At 72.6% G+C, this 15,732-nt stretch carries 12 protein-coding genes; 10 read left to right on the top strand and 2 right to left on the bottom strand.

Translation table 11 applies throughout. The annotated features are described in order from the left end of the window. Positions 1–389: 389 nt before the first annotated feature. Positions 390–1,871, bottom strand: coding sequence for an alpha/beta fold hydrolase (locus ACGFIM_RS06660; RefSeq protein ID WP_393195698.1), 1,482 nt, complete (start codon positions 1,869–1,871; stop codon positions 390–392). An 821-nt stretch (positions 1,872–2,692) separates the two neighbouring features. Between ACGFIM_RS06660 and ACGFIM_RS06655 the strand changes: the two genes are divergently transcribed. The 3 genes from ACGFIM_RS06655 (at position 2,693) to ACGFIM_RS06645 (ending at position 5,524) form a co-directional block, all read left to right on the top strand. Continuing rightward, positions 2,693–3,247 (top strand): DUF4142 domain-containing protein, encoded by a 555-nt coding sequence (locus tag ACGFIM_RS06655; protein ID WP_393195695.1) that lies wholly within the window; start codon positions 2,693–2,695, stop codon positions 3,245–3,247. 354 nt (positions 3,248–3,601) lie between these two features. Further along, positions 3,602–4,249 carry a hypothetical protein gene (locus ACGFIM_RS06650; RefSeq protein WP_393195692.1) on the top strand — a complete coding sequence of 216 codons (648 nt, stop codon included), beginning with the start codon at positions 3,602–3,604 and terminating at the stop codon, positions 4,247–4,249. Positions 4,250–4,345: 96 nt separating this feature from the next. Next, positions 4,346–5,524 carry a DUF2382 domain-containing protein gene (locus tag ACGFIM_RS06645; protein ID WP_393195690.1) on the top strand — a complete coding sequence of 393 codons (1,179 nt, stop codon included), beginning with the start codon at positions 4,346–4,348 and terminating at the stop codon, positions 5,522–5,524. 430 nt (positions 5,525–5,954) lie between these two features. Here the strand turns inward: ACGFIM_RS06645 and ACGFIM_RS06640 are convergent, their stop codons facing one another. Next, positions 5,955–7,667, bottom strand: coding sequence for an exo-alpha-sialidase (locus ACGFIM_RS06640; protein ID WP_393195687.1), 1,713 nt, complete (start codon positions 7,665–7,667; stop codon positions 5,955–5,957). Between the two features lie 245 nt (positions 7,668–7,912). Between ACGFIM_RS06640 and ACGFIM_RS06635 the strand changes: the two genes are divergently transcribed. The 7 genes from ACGFIM_RS06635 to ACGFIM_RS06605 all read left to right on the top strand — a co-directional run bounded on the left by ACGFIM_RS06635 (position 7,913) and on the right by ACGFIM_RS06605 (position 15,684). Then, positions 7,913–8,809: a hypothetical protein gene (locus ACGFIM_RS06635; RefSeq protein ID WP_393195684.1), complete on the top strand. Its 897-nt coding sequence runs from the start codon at positions 7,913–7,915 to the stop codon at positions 8,807–8,809. A 67-nt stretch (positions 8,810–8,876) separates the two neighbouring features. Continuing rightward, on the top strand, positions 8,877–9,206 hold the full coding sequence (locus ACGFIM_RS06630; protein WP_393195681.1) for a hypothetical protein: 330 nt from the start codon (positions 8,877–8,879) through the stop codon (positions 9,204–9,206). A gap of 68 nt (positions 9,207–9,274) precedes the next feature. Further along, the gene (locus tag ACGFIM_RS06625; protein WP_393195678.1) at positions 9,275–10,675 is read left to right on the top strand and encodes an FAD-binding oxidoreductase; all 1,401 of its coding nucleotides are present in this window, start codon (positions 9,275–9,277) and stop codon (positions 10,673–10,675) included. A 94-nt stretch (positions 10,676–10,769) separates the two neighbouring features. Next, entirely contained in the window at positions 10,770–12,401 is a 1,632-nt protein-coding gene (locus tag ACGFIM_RS06620) for an MFS transporter (protein ID WP_393195675.1), read from the top strand. A 26-nt stretch (positions 12,402–12,427) separates the two neighbouring features. Next, complete coding sequence (locus tag ACGFIM_RS06615; protein WP_393195672.1) at positions 12,428–13,561, top strand: FAD-dependent monooxygenase; 1,134 nt, start codon at positions 12,428–12,430, stop codon at positions 13,559–13,561. 222 nt (positions 13,562–13,783) lie between these two features. Continuing rightward, positions 13,784–14,821, top strand: a complete 1,038-nt coding sequence (locus tag ACGFIM_RS06610; RefSeq protein ID WP_393195669.1) for a fatty acid desaturase family protein — start codon at positions 13,784–13,786, stop codon at positions 14,819–14,821. A gap of 224 nt (positions 14,822–15,045) precedes the next feature. Continuing rightward, positions 15,046–15,684 (top strand): hypothetical protein, encoded by a 639-nt coding sequence (locus tag ACGFIM_RS06605; RefSeq protein WP_393195666.1) that lies wholly within the window; start codon positions 15,046–15,048, stop codon positions 15,682–15,684. Positions 15,685–15,732: the final 48 nt, after the last annotated feature.

Genomic DNA, 15,732 nt, shown 5'->3' with positions numbered 1-15,732 from the left:
GCCGATAGTGCGCTGCCTTTCGACTGCTTCGCCCTTCGTGTCCGGTGCGCTGCTTCCTTCTTCGCCTCGTCCTTCGCGGTTGGCCGGATGCCGCACTCTGCCCTGCTTCATTCGCGTACCTGGCCGCGCTCCTGACCATCTCTCGTGCGGTCACCCCCGCACGGGATCTCACGCTCCGGCTGCACCGCTTCCGATCGCGCCGCTGTGCCTCGGCGGCCTGCCGGCCTGGCTCCCGAGGTCGGCCGTTCGCCGTCCGGCCGGCCTGGGCGGAGTGGCCGGGGGAGGAAACCGGCGACAGCGGGGACCTGGGCCGACCGGCGAGAGCCTGACCGTGCCAGAGGCGGGTCGGTCCTGGACGGCGGGCCTGATCACGGCAACGGTCAGGGTGGTCAGGCTGGGCCGAGGTAGTCCCGGGGAGGAGCGTCGCCCTCGTAGGCGGAGACGGGGCGGCCGGTGAGGAACGCCCGGAGCAGCCGCAGGTGGGCCGTGCTGTGGTCGCCCCCAGCGGCGTCGCCGATGTAGGCGAGGCGGGCATCGGGCAGCGCCTCCCGGTACGCGGTGGCGGCCGACCAGCTCTCAGCGTCACACGCGCCCTTGACGATCAGCACCGGCACCTCCACCGCACCCAGGTCGGTACGCAGAGACGCGGGCCCCGGCCGCCCGGCCACCGCGACGTAACCCCCGAGACGGTCGCCGGCCGCGGCGGACCGCTCTCGGGACGCGCCGGTCGTCCCCCGCGCCGGAGTCTCCTTCTCCGCTGGTTCCTTGTCCTGCGCCGGGGCCTCCCTCCCTGCTGGTTCCTTGTCCTGCGCCGGATTCTCCCTCCCCGCTGGGATCTTCTCCTGCGCTGAAGTCCCCTCCTGCGCTGGAGCCTTCTCGGGTGAGGAAGGTTTCTCGGACGTAGGAGCCCCATCGGGAGCCGGAGCCGACCCGTGCCCGAGGGCCGCCGTGGACCGCGACGGGCAGGGAGGCTCGGCGGTCCGGCGCAGGTGATCGAGGTACGCCGCCAGCCCGCTGTCACCGGCGTAGGCGTGCGCGGCGGGCGGATCCACCCGGAGCAGAGTGGCGATGGCCAGAGAGCGGGGATCCGGCGGGTCGGAGGCCAGGTTCGCGGGGCTCAGGAGGGCCGAGGCGGCGGGACGCGACGGGGTGAGCCCGTCGGGGGAGTACAGGGCCGCCCTGGCGACCCTCCCTGGATGGCGTACGAGGTAGGCGGCCGCGAGCTGGGCGCCGTGGTCGCGGGCGACGAGGTTCAGCCGCTCGGCACCGAGGAGACGGCGGATCGCCTCCAGGTCGGCCATGTCCCGGTCGAGGCCGTAGTCGCGCGGATCGGCGAGCCGGGCGGACCGTCCCGCGCCGACCTGGTCGTAGACGTACACCTCGAAACCCTCGGACGCCAGCCGCCCGTAGAACGCCGCGTCACCGGCGAGGTCGCCGATCCCGGGCCCGCCGTGCAAGAACACCACCGGCTCCGGCCGGGTGACCCTTTTGGGAGCGGTGCGTACGTACGCCAGCCGCGATCCCGTCGGCAGCCGCCACTCCCGCTGCCCCGGCACCTTGGCGACCGGCTCGGCGGGCGGAGGCGGCCCGAGCGCAGCGGCACCCACCTGCCACACCACCAGCGTCTCGACGGCCAGCAGCGCCACCGCCCGTACCCGGCGCCCCCACACCGCCTGCGGCCGGGGCACGCACAGCAGCAGCCCCAGGAAGAACACCGATGCGAACACCGTCAGCCCCGTACCCGCGAACACCACCGGCCGCGCCCCCACCATCGCGGTCCCGGCCAGAGCGGCCAGCCCCAGTACCGGCGAGAGCGCCAGCACCCCGGCACCCGCCACCACCCGCCCGGTGATCCTGGCGACCAAAGCCACAAAAGGGACGGTAGTGCAATCCGCCTCGCCGAGACCTGCGAACGAGGCGGAGCCGCAGGGGCCGGGCGATGGGTGCGGTGTGGAAGGAAGCACGCGATGCCTTGAGTGAGGGGGCAGGGCCGCGCTGGTGGGGGAGTGCAGGACGCCTCCGGCGGGGCGGTCGAAGGCCGGGGCTGTTCGCGCGGTGAGTCGGACAGGCGCGGTTTTTCCGCGGTTCGGTCGGGCAGGCGGGACCGACGATCGGAGGCGTCAGTGCGCTCGCGCCGCGATCTGCGTCCTCGGGACGCAACCGGGTTCGTCGGAAGCGGGCGCCGATCGAGGGAAGCGCCGCCGGTGGGGGAGTGCGCCGGCGTCGCGCGCGGTGGTGAGCGCCGAGTGGGTGAGTGGTCGGGTGCCGAGTTGCGGTGGTGAGGACGCCGAGTGGGCGGGTCGTCAGGTGTGGAGTCGCGGTGAGGGCGCCTTGAGGGTGAGGAGGCGGGTGTGGAGTTGCGGTGGTGAGGGCGCCTTGAGGGTGCGCGGTCGGGTGTGGAGTTGCGGTGGCGAGGGCGCCGAGCAGGACGAGCCGAGCAGGACGAGCGGTCAGGTGTGGGGCGCGGTGGCGAAGGAGGCCGGGTGGGTGGCGGTCAGGCGGAGCCGGGCATGGCGAAGGAGGTGCTTGGGCGGCGGCCGGGTGGGGTGGGGGCGGTCAAGTGTCTGGGCGGGTGGGTGTGGGGTGGGCGGGCGTGACCTGGACGCGCCCGGTGCGGGCGGATGCCGGGCTGAGGAAAGGGTGACGATTACGCTCTGTGTGTGAGATGTACCACTCCGTCGTAGGAAGCCTCATGCGTGCTCGTCTGACCCTGTCGCTGGCCGTCATCACTCTGGCCGTTCTGCCTGGCTGTGCCGGGCAGCAGCCGCCGTACACCGCGGCGGTGCCCGCGCCGCCCTCCGATGCCGGGGCCGAGGTCTCCGAGCAGGACCGGGAGTGGATGCGGCTCATCCACCAGGCGAACCTGGCCGAGGTCCAAGCGGGACGGCTGGCTCAGGGCAAGGCCACCACCAAGCAGATCAAGAAGGTCGGCGAGACGCTCGTCAAGGACCACACCCAGCTCGACACCAAGGTCACCAAGACGGCCGAGCAGCTCGGCATCGACCTGCCCACCTCGCAGTCGAAGGAGCAGCGCGAGATGCTCGACCGCATCCAGAGCGCCAGCGGGCAGGACTTCGACCAGGACTTCGTGTCGGGAATGATCAAGGCGCACCGGCAGGCGCTGAACGCCACCAAGACCGAGATCTCCAAGGGCTCCGCGCCGGCGGTGGTGTCGCTGGCCAAGGCGGCGGAGCCGTCCCTGGAGAAGCACCTCGCCGACCTGCGCAAGGCTCAGGGCGGCGGCTGACCGGCACGGCACGGATCGCGCAGGAGGCGATGGACGGTGAGCGGAGCGGACAGAGCCGCGCGCAAGCTCAAGGAAGCGGCCGAGGAAACCGCGCGCAGGCACGAGGGCACGGCAGGCGAGGCGTTGCGCGGGGACGAGAGCGCAGCGGGTCAGGCGGTGCGCGGGGGCGAGGGCGCAGGGGGCCAAGCGGTGCGCGGGGACGAGGGTGCGGCGGGGGAGGACGTGCGCGGGCGTGAAGGCGCGGGGGGTCGAGCCCCGGGCGGGCGTGACGGGCGGAGAGCCGAGGGTGCGGCGGGGGAGGACGTGCACGGACGTGAAGGCGTGGGTGATCGGGCCGCGCGCAGGCTCGGGAGCGTGGCCGGGAAGGTGGCGCGGGCGGTGACGCGGCTGGTCGCGGTGGTGCGGCGCGGGCGCGCCTTGCATCCGCGCGGCCACCTGCTGCAGGGGACGCTCACGGTGAAGTCGGAGCTGCTGGGGGAGCGCGGCGAGCACGAGGTTCCGGTACGCCTGTCGAAGGGCGTGTCGCTGCCCGGCCGCCTGCCCGACGTGCTGGGCCTGGCCGTGCGCCTGCCGAACGGCGTCGATCTGCTGCTGTCCACCGGGTACGGCTTCCTGCCGGTGCCCAGACGGGGCTTCACCTCGGGCCCGTACTCGACGCTCGCCTCCTACCGCTGCGGGTCGCGGCGCTGCAGGATCGTGGCGAGGCCGGAGGCGGGCGGATGGGTGCCGGTCGATCCGGCGGAGCTGCCGGGCGTGCTGGCACGCCGGGACCTCGTCTTCCACCTGTGGGCGGGGGTGCGGTATCTGGGCCGGCTGCGGGTGCACACGGCGCTCGTCGGGCAGGACCTGACGTTCGATCCGCTCGTCAACAGCGTCCCCCACCTGTGCCCGGCGAGCCGCCTGCAGGTGCTGAGAGGCGCCGCGTACGAGGGGTCGCGGCAGGGCCGCCGGGCGAAGCTGGGGCGCGGCGGGGAGTGGCGCGAGAGTCGTTCCGTGAAATAGGGCGAAACATGCCCAGAACATTTACGGAAAAGTCGCGATTTGGGGTATTTGTCCTTTTTGAAACCAGGACAACACACCAAGGGGATCGTCGTGGCCATGAACACAGAGATCCGTAACCTGCTCGACTGCCATGTCGTGGGATCCGACGGGCAACCGATCGGGAAGGTGGGCCAGGTCTACCTCAACGACCGCTCGGGCGAGCCCGAGTGGGTGACCGTACGTACGGGGTTCTTCGGCATGAAGCAGACCTTCGTGCCGCTGCAGGACGCTCGCCGCTCGGGTGAGGAACTCAGGGTCCCCTTCGACAAAGAGATGATCAAGGGAGCGCCCAGCATCGACGTGGATGGCAGGCTCTCCCTCGACGAGGAGGCCGACCTCTACAGCTACTACGGCATGCAGCCGGCGGACGTCCCGCGTCAGCGCACCGCCGACAGCCCTGAGGGCATGGCCGCAGGCGGCCAGGGCCTGCTGGGCAGACCGGCCGCGACGGACACCGACCGGCCGGGAGGGCTGGAGGACTCCGATCGCCTTATCGGCGACACGCCGGACAGAACCGACAAGCCCGGCTTCATGTCCGGCGGAACGGGCGAGCCCGGCTTGGCATCCGGCAGAGCCGACGAGACCGGCTTCACCTCGGACGAGCCCGGCTTCACCGCCGGCAGAGCCGACGAGCCAGGCTTCGCATCCGGCAGGGCCGACGAGCCAGGCTTCATGCCCGGCGGACCCGTCACCGGCATGCGTTCCGACATGCCCGGCGAGACGACCGGCATGAGAGACGACATGTCCGGCGACCTGCGCGATGACGTGCCCGGCGAACGGGCGCGGGGCTTCGCGGGCGAGACCGGCGGCGGCTTCGCCGAGGACCGCGACATCGACATGACGCGGTCGGAGGAACAGCTGCACATCGGCAAGGAAAGCCGGGAAAGCGGACGCGTCCGGCTGCACAAGTACGTGGAGACGGAGGACGTCCAGGAAACGGTTCCGCTTTCGCACGAGGAAATCGTCATCGAGCGCGAGGACATTCGCGACGCCGGCCTTTCCGGGCCGTACGAGATAGGCGCGGAAGACCGGGAGATGATTCTGCACGAGGAGCGCCCGGTGATCGGCAAGGAGACCGTTCCCGTCGAGCGCATTCACGTGTACAAGAGGGACGTCCAGAGCGAGGAGGTCGTCGAAGGGCAGATCCGCAAGGAGCGCCTGGAGATCGACGAGGAAGGCGCGAGCAGGGACGACAGAGGATTCGGCCGCGGCGACGGATTCCCGCCGAGCCGGTAAGGGCCGGAAACGGAACCGGCAAGCGAACACGCCCGCCCCAGCGCGGTCGCGCCCCGGGTGGTTCTCCGCGGCGGATGGTCCCACTTGGGGCGGCCGACGTCCGGAAGGGCGGGCGGCCCGAAGAAGCAGGCGGCCATGCGCCGGGCGGGCCGCCGCCGGGTGGACGGCCGAGGGCCGGGCGTCGCGCTCGCCGTCCGGCTGACGGGTGGCGCTGCACGCCGTAGCCGAGCTCGCCGGTCCATGCGTACGGTTGCGCCGTGATCGCCGCGCCAGTGCGCATTCAAACGCGTCAATCAAAAGCCGTGATCGGGAATTCGGGGGCTCACAGGAGACGCCTTCCGCTGCCATTCAGCGGCATTCACCGATAGGTCGGTGAAGCCCGCCGTTGAAAAGCCGGCGACCACTTCTCGCGTGCGATTCGGATACCACCTCAGGAATACAGTTCGAGCTCGTTCAGCATGCTGCACGATTCCCCGATCTCCGGTTCGCATCCGGAGCGCGCGGCGGGCAGCACGATCTTGACGTATCGGGCGGTCCGCCCGACCGTCGCGTATCGGAGTGCGTAATCGGTGCGGTCCTCGATCGTCAGAACGGGCGGACCCCACGATCGCCCGTCATCCGACATGTACACGCGCGCCGACGCCGGATGGCCCGGCCGGAGGCTGAGCCCGATGCGGCTGATCGGGCGGAGGCGGTCGAAGCGGAGCACGTACCGGCCGCGCCCGGCGGCGACGGCGCTCGACCAGTAGCCGGTGCTGCCGTCGAAGGCCCCGGTGGGGCGGGTGCGCGGGCGGTGCGGGCTCGTCCAGCGCATCGTGGTGGAGATCCGCAGCTCGCCGCGGCGGTGCAGGTCGGCGAGGTCGATCCGGGTGCCGGGGACGGCGACGTCGAAGAGCAACCGCTTGATCGCGTACCAGCCGCCGTGCTCGAACCGCCCGTGCGCGGGGCAGGCGGTCTCGTCGAGCATCCCGTCCGGCCGTACGCCGGGCAGCTTGCAGTTGTCGAAGACCTGGATGAGCCGGTGCGGCCCCACGGCGGCGATGCCGGTGTAGCCGGAGGAGCCGTGCGCGTCCCAGATGCCGTCGCGGTTGTGGTACGTGACACGCGGCTCCAGCCACTGCTCGCCGGTGCCGTCGGGGGAGATCGCGAGCCAGTTGTCCGGGCGTCCGGCGCTGAGCACGAGCGCGCCGCCGGGCATGAGCAGCAGCCGGGGAGCCACGCCGCGCACCACGCAGTCGAGCCCGGCGAAGCGCAGCTCGCGGGCCGGCGTCCAGGTGATGCCGCCGTCGGCGGAGCGGCTCTGCCACAGCGTCGCGTACGGCCCGCCGTCGCGCCGCAGCACCGCCACCAGGGTTCCGTCCGCGGCCTGCGCGAGCGCGGCCTCGGTGAAGGCGAAGCCGTCCGCGGGCTCGGCGATGACCCCGCGCCTGACGAAGGTGCCGCCGCCGTCGCCGCTGGCGTACACCTCGGCCTGGTAGGCCTCCGTTTCGGCGTAGCGGGCGTACACGGTGATGAGGATGGTGCCGTCGGCGAGCTGGACCGGCGTGCCGTGGGCGGCGCCGCCGGGCAGCAGCTCGCCGGGCGTGACCAGCGTCGCCTCGGAGCGCACCCAGCTCTCGCCGTCGGACGACACCGGCGAGGTGAGCACGCCGAGCCGCGCGGTGTGCGGCCCGGTGCGGGCCGGATAGTACTCGGTGGCGAAGAACCGGCCGTCCAGCAGCTCGATCGGCGACTCGCGCAGCGGTGTGGGCGCGGCGGGGCCGAACGTGCGGCCGTCGTCGTCGGAGACGGCCGCCGCGCTGGTGAGGACGACCACGCGGTCGACGTTCGTGGTGAACGTGGTGATGACCTTGCGCGCGGGACGCCCGCGCGGCCCCGTCACGTCAAGTGCCGACACGTTGGGGAACCCGGCGAAGTCGAGCCGCTCGGTGTTGGTGGGCTCGCGCGCGGGTGGCGGGGGATACGGGTGAATCCAGCCTAGTGAGGAAGCAGTGGCGATGAGGTAAGACCCGGACTGGAGGGAGCGCTCCGGTAGCACGCAGTAACCGGGTTCGGCCTGCGCGCGACCGGGGGCGGCGAGCGGCGCGAGGACCGCCGGCAGGGCCAGAGACAGGCCCACGACCATGGATCTTGGCACCCGCACCGCGCTCGCTCCTCGGCTTCCCCCTGCCGACCGCCGGCATCTGAGCGCACTTTAGATCATCGACAGCGCGTGACGCCGCATTCACCTGCGGGAAGTCGGGGGTTCGCGGCGCTACCCAGGTTCTGCCGGGTGTATGCATGCCAGTTGCGTAAAGTGACAGTTGACAGAGAACCGGCTCCTGACGACTATCGGGACGGCACTATTAAGTGTCAATTTACGTAGGTCGGGTCAGGAGGTGGCCCTCAATGAGCATCGAGCCGAGGGCGAGCGTAGCCCCCGAGCGCGTGCTGCCCACCCCGGCGCCGATGGCGCCGGAGACGGCCGCGCAACAGCGGGTCGTCGAACGGATCTGCGCCAGGGTCGCGCCGGCCGGCGTGGACATCGGCGTAGCCGAACTACCCCCCGGCGGACTGCAGGTGTGGATCGACACCCCGGTGCCGATCGCCGAGCAGGAGTCGTGGGTGCTGTACCACCGCATGGCCCGCGAAGTGGCGCTGGTCGGCTGGCATTGCGAGGCCGACGCCGACCGCCTGCTGGTCCTGGGCTGGAGCGCCGCGTGCCTGCACAACCGGGTCCGCCTGCTGCAGAGCGGGCTGCGCAGGCTCGCCGACTTCGGGCCCACCGCCCAGCGGGCCGTGCAACTCGAAGGCCGCGACCCCGGCGACGAGCCGGCGACGCGGCTGGTGGACGAGGTGTGCGCCGCCATCAAGCGGCGGCTGCGCTGGCCGGAGCGGCTGGCGGAGCTCGACGGGTTCGAGCGCAGCTCGGGCCTGCCGCACCTGCAACTGCTCCTCGCCCAGGTCACCGGCCTGGAGGCGAAGGTGGCAGCGGCCTGCGAAGAGCACCTCGTCATGGCGCGGGTGCTGGCGCGGGCCGTCATCGAGCACCACGCGCGGCACGGGGACCCGGCCCGCGCGCGGCGCGACGTCCTGGCGGAGTCGCGCCGATGGGTGCACGCCAGTTCCATGATCCGCGTGACGGCCACCGCACGGCCGATCACCACAGGCGCGGGCCGGCCGCACATGAGCCTGGCCGAACGCCGCATCGCCGCGAGCGTCATCAACCACGGCGTGCCGCGGGCGACCCCCGTGGCCGTCACTCCCCAGGTCGCCCCTGTCGACCTCGGAGAGGGCGCGCGCTGACCTCGAGCCGCTCAACGGCGAGCGGTCGCCCGGAAAACCCCGAACGATCCGGTAGGAGAGTCCCGTCATGCGAACCCCCCCGCACCTGCCCGCCCGGCCCAGGCATGACCGTACCGACCGGGCCCGTGCCGAGCAGCCCAGGCGCCACCCGTACGGGCGGGACCTGCCCGCCCCGTCCGCGCCGCACACGGCACGTACGACGTACGCCCCCCACACCTACACGGGACAGCACGACCACGTGCAGGGCGACCCGTTCCGCGGCCGCTTCGGCACCCCGTTCGAGGCGGCACCGCCCCCCGAGGCGGACGCGTTCGTCGAGCAGCGGCTGCTCGGCATCAGGGAGATGTCCAACCAGGCCATCGGCTCCATCGACGACCTGCTCCAGCACACCGCCTGAAGTCGTCACCAGCGGCCCCCAACGGCGGAGGCCGGAAGAGCGTCAAACCGCACCACTTGGAGAGAGTCATGCAGGACCTTTCGCGCCCCGAACTGCGGTCGCGTGACGTCGGGGGCCACCAGCCGCGCACCGTGGCGGGCATCGAGACGCCGCGCAACCTCGACGAGGTACGCGCCCTCGTCCGCCAGGCCATGGTGGACAAGCTCCGCCTGTACCCCATCAGCACCGGCAGGAACTGGGGCATGGGCTCGGCCATGCCGGTCACCGACGACAACCTCGTCGTCGACCTCGGCGGCATGAACCGCATCCGCGGTCTCGACCTCGACAACGGCTACGCGATCGTCGAGCCGGGCGTCACCCAGCGGCAGCTCGCCGAGGTGCTGGAGGGCACCCCGTGGATGCTGAACGTCACCGCCTCGTGCGCCGACACCTCGGTGATCGGCAACGCGCTCGACCGCGGCGACGGCTCCATCCGCTCCCGCGTCCACGACGTGGCCGGCCTCGAGGCCGTGCTCGCCGACGGCAGCGTGGTCACCACCGGAGGCCTCGACCCCGCCGGCCACTACCACGGCCGGGTCGCAGGACCCGACCTGACGCAGGCGTTCGTCCAGCACAACCTCGGCATCGTCACCGCGATGGCCGTCTCGCTGATACCGCGCCCCCAGACCATCGCGCTCGTGCACGGCCGCATGCCGGCCCGCCAGGTGGGCGTGGCGGTGGAGGCGATCTCCGGCTTCCTGCGCCGTGGCAACCCGGCCGACGGGCTGATGCGCGTACGCGAGCTGTCCCTCGTCCCCTCCTCCGGCGACTGGACGCTGCCCGCCGGCGTCGACCCGAGCCTGTTCACCGTGCTCGGGCCGCTCATGGGCAGCGACGCCACCGTGGAGCTGGCCGAGGAGCTGCTGCGCAAGTCGCTCATCGAGGTCGAGGGCGCCGAGGCGCTGCGCGTCGTGGACACCGCCACGGTCGACCCCGCCGACCCCCTGTACGCCAGGGCGCTCATGTCGCGGGGCATCCCCACCTGCCTCGGCGTGCACCACGCGCTCAACGTGACCTCCTGCGACCAGATCGACGACGGCCCGATGGGCTTCCTCGCGCTGCTGCCGCTCATGCCGCAGCAGGCCCGCAAGACCGAGCACGTCGTGGCCGGTCTGCAGGCCGCGGTGGACGCGCACAGCACCGCGATGATGATCGAGTGGAACATGGTCAGCCCGCACCGGGCCAACGGCGTCATGCAGATCTTCTTCGACCGCAACGCCCCCGGCGCGGCGCACCGGGCGCACCAGCTCCGCAACGACGGTAGCTGCGTGCTGCGCGGCAACGGCTGCGCCATCTACCGCTCCGACATCGACCACGCCGCCGCCGACGTCTGGTCCGAGACCAGCACCGCCGGCCTCGGCATGCTGCACCGTCTCAAGACGGCGCTCGACCCGGACGGCCTGCTCTCACCCGGCCGGTACGGCGCCTGACCCAGGAGCCGGACACGGACAACGCGCCGCCCCGGCGCGCGGCCGGAGCGCCCGGGGCGGGAGAACGGCTCGACGCATCCCAAGGAGGATCCACGTGCGTTCGTCACCAGCGGCCGTCAGGCCCACCACGACCAGCAGGCGTCACGGCGTGATGCTGCGCCTGGTCGGCGCGGGCGTCATGTTCACGGTGATGGCCGACACCACGGCCACCACTCTGGCGGTGGGAGTGCTCAAGTACACGCCCGCCGGCGCCGGCATGCCGCTCGGTGATCTGGTCTGGCTGACCAGTGCGGCGTTCATCCCGATCGCCGCGCTGCTGGCCACCGCGGGCCGCTGGGCCGACCTGTTCGGCCGCCGGCGGGTGCTCGCGGTCGGGCTCGTCGTGTTCGTGCTGGGCGGCATCGCCGCCGTCACCGTGGAGTCCTGGTCCGCCGTGCTGGCCGCACGGGCCGTCCAGGGCGCGGGTGCCGCGGCGATGATCCCGGCCAGCCTCGGGCTGCTGCTCGGCGAGCTGCCCGAGTCGCAGCGGCGCGGCGCGATCGCGTTGTGGAGCTCGGCCTCCGGGCTCGGCTGCCTGCTCATGCAGGCCGGCGGCGGCTGGCTCGCCGCGGCCGTCGGCTGGCGGGCGCTGTTCGTCCCCGACGTGGTGATCGGCGTGCTCCTGCTGATCGCCTGCCTCGGAGTGCCCGCGGGCAAGCGCGGCAACGCCAAGGGCGTGCCGGACGTCCTCGGCGCCTGGCTGCTGGCCGCCGGCATCGCGGTCATCGTGCTCGCCATCTCCAAGGCCATGGAGTGGGGAACGGACGTGCTGTGGCTGGGGCTCGCAGCCCTGGCGCTCATCGGCGGCGCGCTCGCCCAGGCGCGGCACCACCGCCTGCCCGCCATCGACCTGGCGCTGTGGCGGCGGCCCAGGTTCGTCTGGGGCTGGCTGGCCACCTGGGGATTCGGCGCGCTGTCGTACGGGCTGCTCACCGTGCAGCCCCTCTACCTGCTGCACCTCGGCTACCCGATGCTGGAGGTGGCCATGTGGCTCACCCCGACCTCGGTGGCCGTGGTCGTGACGAGCTTCCTGGCAGGGAAGCTGGTCAAGCGGGTCGGTGCGTACGGGCTCATCTACGCCGGCTCGCTGCTGTGCGGCGGCGCCTGCGTGCTCGTGATGACGCAGACGGGACCCACCATCTGGGGCCTGATCGCCAGCGTCGTGGCCGGCATGGGCGTCGGCGCGCTCGCGCCCGGCACCTCCGTCGCCACCACCCTGGCCGCCCACCCGCACCAGTACGCCTCCGCCGTCGGCGCGGGCACCATGGCCCGCATGGTCGGCGGAGCGGTCGGCGTGGCCGTCGTGTCGGTCGTGATCGACCACCCGTTCATGACCGGCCCCTTCGCGGGCCTGGCCGGCGCGCTCGCCATGTGCGTGGCCATCTCGGTGCTGACCGGCGCGCTGGCACTCACCAAGGTCACCCGGCTCAGGCCGGACCCGGGTGACGTGATGGTCAAGGTGCCCCGCCGGATGCTGCTCGAACTGCGCATGACCCTCGCCACCGTGGCGGCGGAGGCCGACGCGCTGCTGCCGGTCGAGAACCGCGCCCCCGCCGCGGATCCGCACACCGGCCCGCACACCGGCCCGCACACCGGCCCGCACACCGGCACGCACACCGACGGGGTCCCGCGGCCGCGCACGGCCGAGCCGGGGCCGCTCGCCGGCACCCGCGGGCACACGAACTAGATCGACCATTCAGAAGGGCTCTCGTCATGGCAACCACATCGTGCGACGTAGCGATCGTCGGCGCCGGGCTCGGCGGCTGCTTCCTGGCCTTACTGCTGGGCCGCCGCGGGCAGCGCGTCGTCGTCATCGAGCAGGGACCATCGGTCCCGAGCGCGGGCGCCGACTTCCTCAAGCCCCCCGGGCTGCGCGTGCTGGCCAGGCACGGGCTGGCGGACCTCGCCGGACGCCACGGCCTGCGGCGCGACACCATCCGCTACTACCACGATGGCGACCCCATCCAGGAGATCCGCTTCCCCGAAGGCGGCTTCCTGATCCGCCCGTACCGCGAGCTGGTCGAGCTCATCTACACCGCGTGCACGACGGCGGGCGTCGAGTTCTGGTTCGACGCCGGCATCGACCGCCTCGACCTCGGCGAGGGCCGCCCCGCCGAGCTGACGCTCAAGGACGGGCGCACCCTACGCGCCGGCGCCCTCGTCGGCGCCGACGGCACCAGGTCCGTCGTCCGGAGCGCGCTCGGCATCGAGCAGCGCGTCTCGCCGTACGAGCGGGTGATCATGCGGGTGGCGACCGTGCCGCTCAGCGCCAGCGTCGCCCAGCTCAACCGGCTGTACTTCTCCTCCGACGGCTGGTTCACCTACCTTTACCCGGTCGGCAGGGACGAGACCCGCGTGTTCGTCGGCCTGCCGCCCGAGGACGACGAGATGATCTTCGAGGACGGCATCCCGTCACTGCTCGACGAGCTGAAGAAGTTCGTCACCGACAGCTCCGACGCCTTCGACCACCTGCAGGCGGCGACCTGGCAGCGCATCAAGGTGTCCGCGATGCGGGTCGAGCCCTACCACATGGGCAACGCCGCGCTGCTCGGCTCGGCCGCGTTCGCCTGCCACCCGATGACCGGCATGGGCATGAGCTACACGGTCCGCGACGCCGAGATCCTCGCCGACGTCATCTGCGCCGCGGGCGGCGACGCCGAGCTGCTCGACCGGCTGCTGCACGCACGCTACGAGCCGCGCAGGCACGCACACCGCGAGCTCATCGACTACGGCGACGCGCTGGCCACGACGTTCCACGACCGGGACGCCTACCTCGCGGCCTTCCGCCCCGACCTGCACATCTTCGGTGAGGCGGGTGCCGTGCCGAATGTGCCGCAACTCGTCTGAGCCGCGCCCCCGCCGCCCGCCGATCCCCACCCGGTGAGGTCGTTCAGCGCCGCGCTGAGTGCGGTGGCAGCCCGATACCCAGGCGGCGGGGGCGCTCCGGCGGGTGATCGCGGTAGTGCTGGCCCTACCCCCAAGTCGGGTGACAGCGGGGGTCCGCCGGCACCCCTCGCGCCGCGATGCTGAGGAGCGATCGCACAATCCCCTCGGCATCCGGAGACGCATGTGACTGTGACGGAGACCTCCCGCGCCCCCTCGGGGCGGCGGGGCAGCGACTACGCGAGATTGTCGCGGCTCATCGCCCAGGCGGGGCTGCTCGACCGGCGGCCCGGCTACTACGCGGTCAGGATCGGGCTGGTCGCCGCCCTGTTCGCCGGCACCTGGGCGCTGTTCGCCGCGGTCGGGGACTCGTGGTGGCAGATCCCCGTCGCCGTGCTCCTCGCGGTGGCCTTCGGCCAGGTCACGCTGCTCGCCCACGACCTGGCGCACGGGCAGATCTCCCGCTCCCGGCGCACCAGCAGGATCGCCGGCCTCGTCGCCGGCAACCTCGCCGTCGGGCTCAGCTACGGCTGGTGGATGGACAAGCACACCCGCCACCACGCCAACCCCAACCACGAGGACCACGACCCCGACGTCAACCCCGACATCCTGGTGTGGTCACGCCGCCAGGCCGAGGCCAGCCGGGGGCTGCCCCGCTTCATCGGGCGCTACCAGGCGTGGCTGTTCTTCCCGCTGCTCACCCTCGAAGGTCTCAACCTGAAGGTGTCGAGCTTCCGCGCGCTGCGCAGGCCCACGCTCAAGAGCCGGGGGCTGGAAGGGGCGCTGCTCGGCGGGCACGTGCTGGCGTACCTGGGGGCGCTGCTCCTGGTGCTGCCGCTGCCCAAGGCGCTGCTCTTCTTCGCCGTCCACCAGGCCTGCTACGGCATCTACCTCGGCTGCACCTTCGCCCCCAACCACAAGGGCATGCCGGTGCTCACCGCGGAGGACGAGCTGGACTTCCTCCGCAAGCAGGTGCTGACCTCGCGCAACGTGCGCGGCGGGCACCTCGTCACCATCGCCCTCGGCGGCCTGAACTACCAGATCGAGCACCACCTCTTCCCCAGCATGCCCACCGCGAACCTGCACAGGGCGCGGCCCATCGTCCGCGACTACTGCGCCTCGCTCGGCATCGACTACGTCGAATGCGGGCTCTTCGAGTCGTGGGGGCAGGCGCTGCGCCACCTCCACGACGTCGGCCGCCCGCTCCGCGCCGCCAGAGCCTGACGACCCCGGCCTCCGCTGGGTCTCGGCCTCCGCCCTGAGCCTGACGGCCCCGGTCTCCGCTCCGGGCCTGGCGATCTGGGCTGCGCCGCCCCGGCGCGGATCCGATGGCCGGGTTCCGCCGTCCCGGCACCCCGGCGCGGGCTCGGTGGCCGGGACTTCCGCCGTCCCGGCGCGCACTGTCACGGATCTCAGGAGCGCGGGTGTCGTGTGGAAGGATGGCGATCGTGTCCTCCGCGACATCCCCGGCCCCGCTGCCCGGCCTGCCAACGGGCCGCCCGCCCGGCCCGTCCGCCACCGCGCGGACGGCCGGTGCGCCGGTGGCGGCCACGGTGTTGCGGCTGGCGCGGGCCGTGGTGTTCGCGACGGTCTGCGGCGCGGTGTCGGCGGGCGGGCACATGCTGGCCGGGGGAGGCCCGGTGCCGTTCCCCGTCTACCTGGCCGCGGTGCTGGCGACGCTCGCGATGGCCTACCTCGCCGACAGGCGGGAGCGCGGGCTCGGCGCCGTGCTCGCGGCCACCGTCGGCACCCAGACGCTGCTCCACCAGATCTTCGAACGGTTCGCGCCCGGCGAGCTGACCGGCCACGTCCACGGTCCCGCGGCCACGGGCATGATGCTGGTCCACCTCACGGTCGCGGCGCTGACCGCGTGGTGGCTGCACCGCGGCGAGCGGGCGCTGTGGCTGATCATCCGTCTGTACGGCATCCCGCTCCCGGCCGTCGGGTTGCTCGCCACCGCACCCGCCATGCCCGAGACGGGGAGGCCTGTCCGGCGACCGGTCACCTCCGAGGCCGCCCCGCGCCGGGGCCGCCTCGTCTCCCGCACGATCAGCAGGCGAGGTCCGCCCGCGTTCCGGCGTCGCTGACGCCCTCCGCGGTTCCCTCTGGCCTGTGTCCGGACGTCCGGCGCCACC

The sequence above is a fragment of the Nonomuraea sp. NPDC049309 genome, from assembly GCF_043196965.1.
GTDB classification, from domain to species: domain Bacteria; phylum Actinomycetota; class Actinomycetes; order Streptosporangiales; family Streptosporangiaceae; genus Nonomuraea; species Nonomuraea fastidiosa.
Note: the sequence above shows the minus strand (reverse complement) of the source record. Positions and strands in the feature narration are given on the sequence as shown.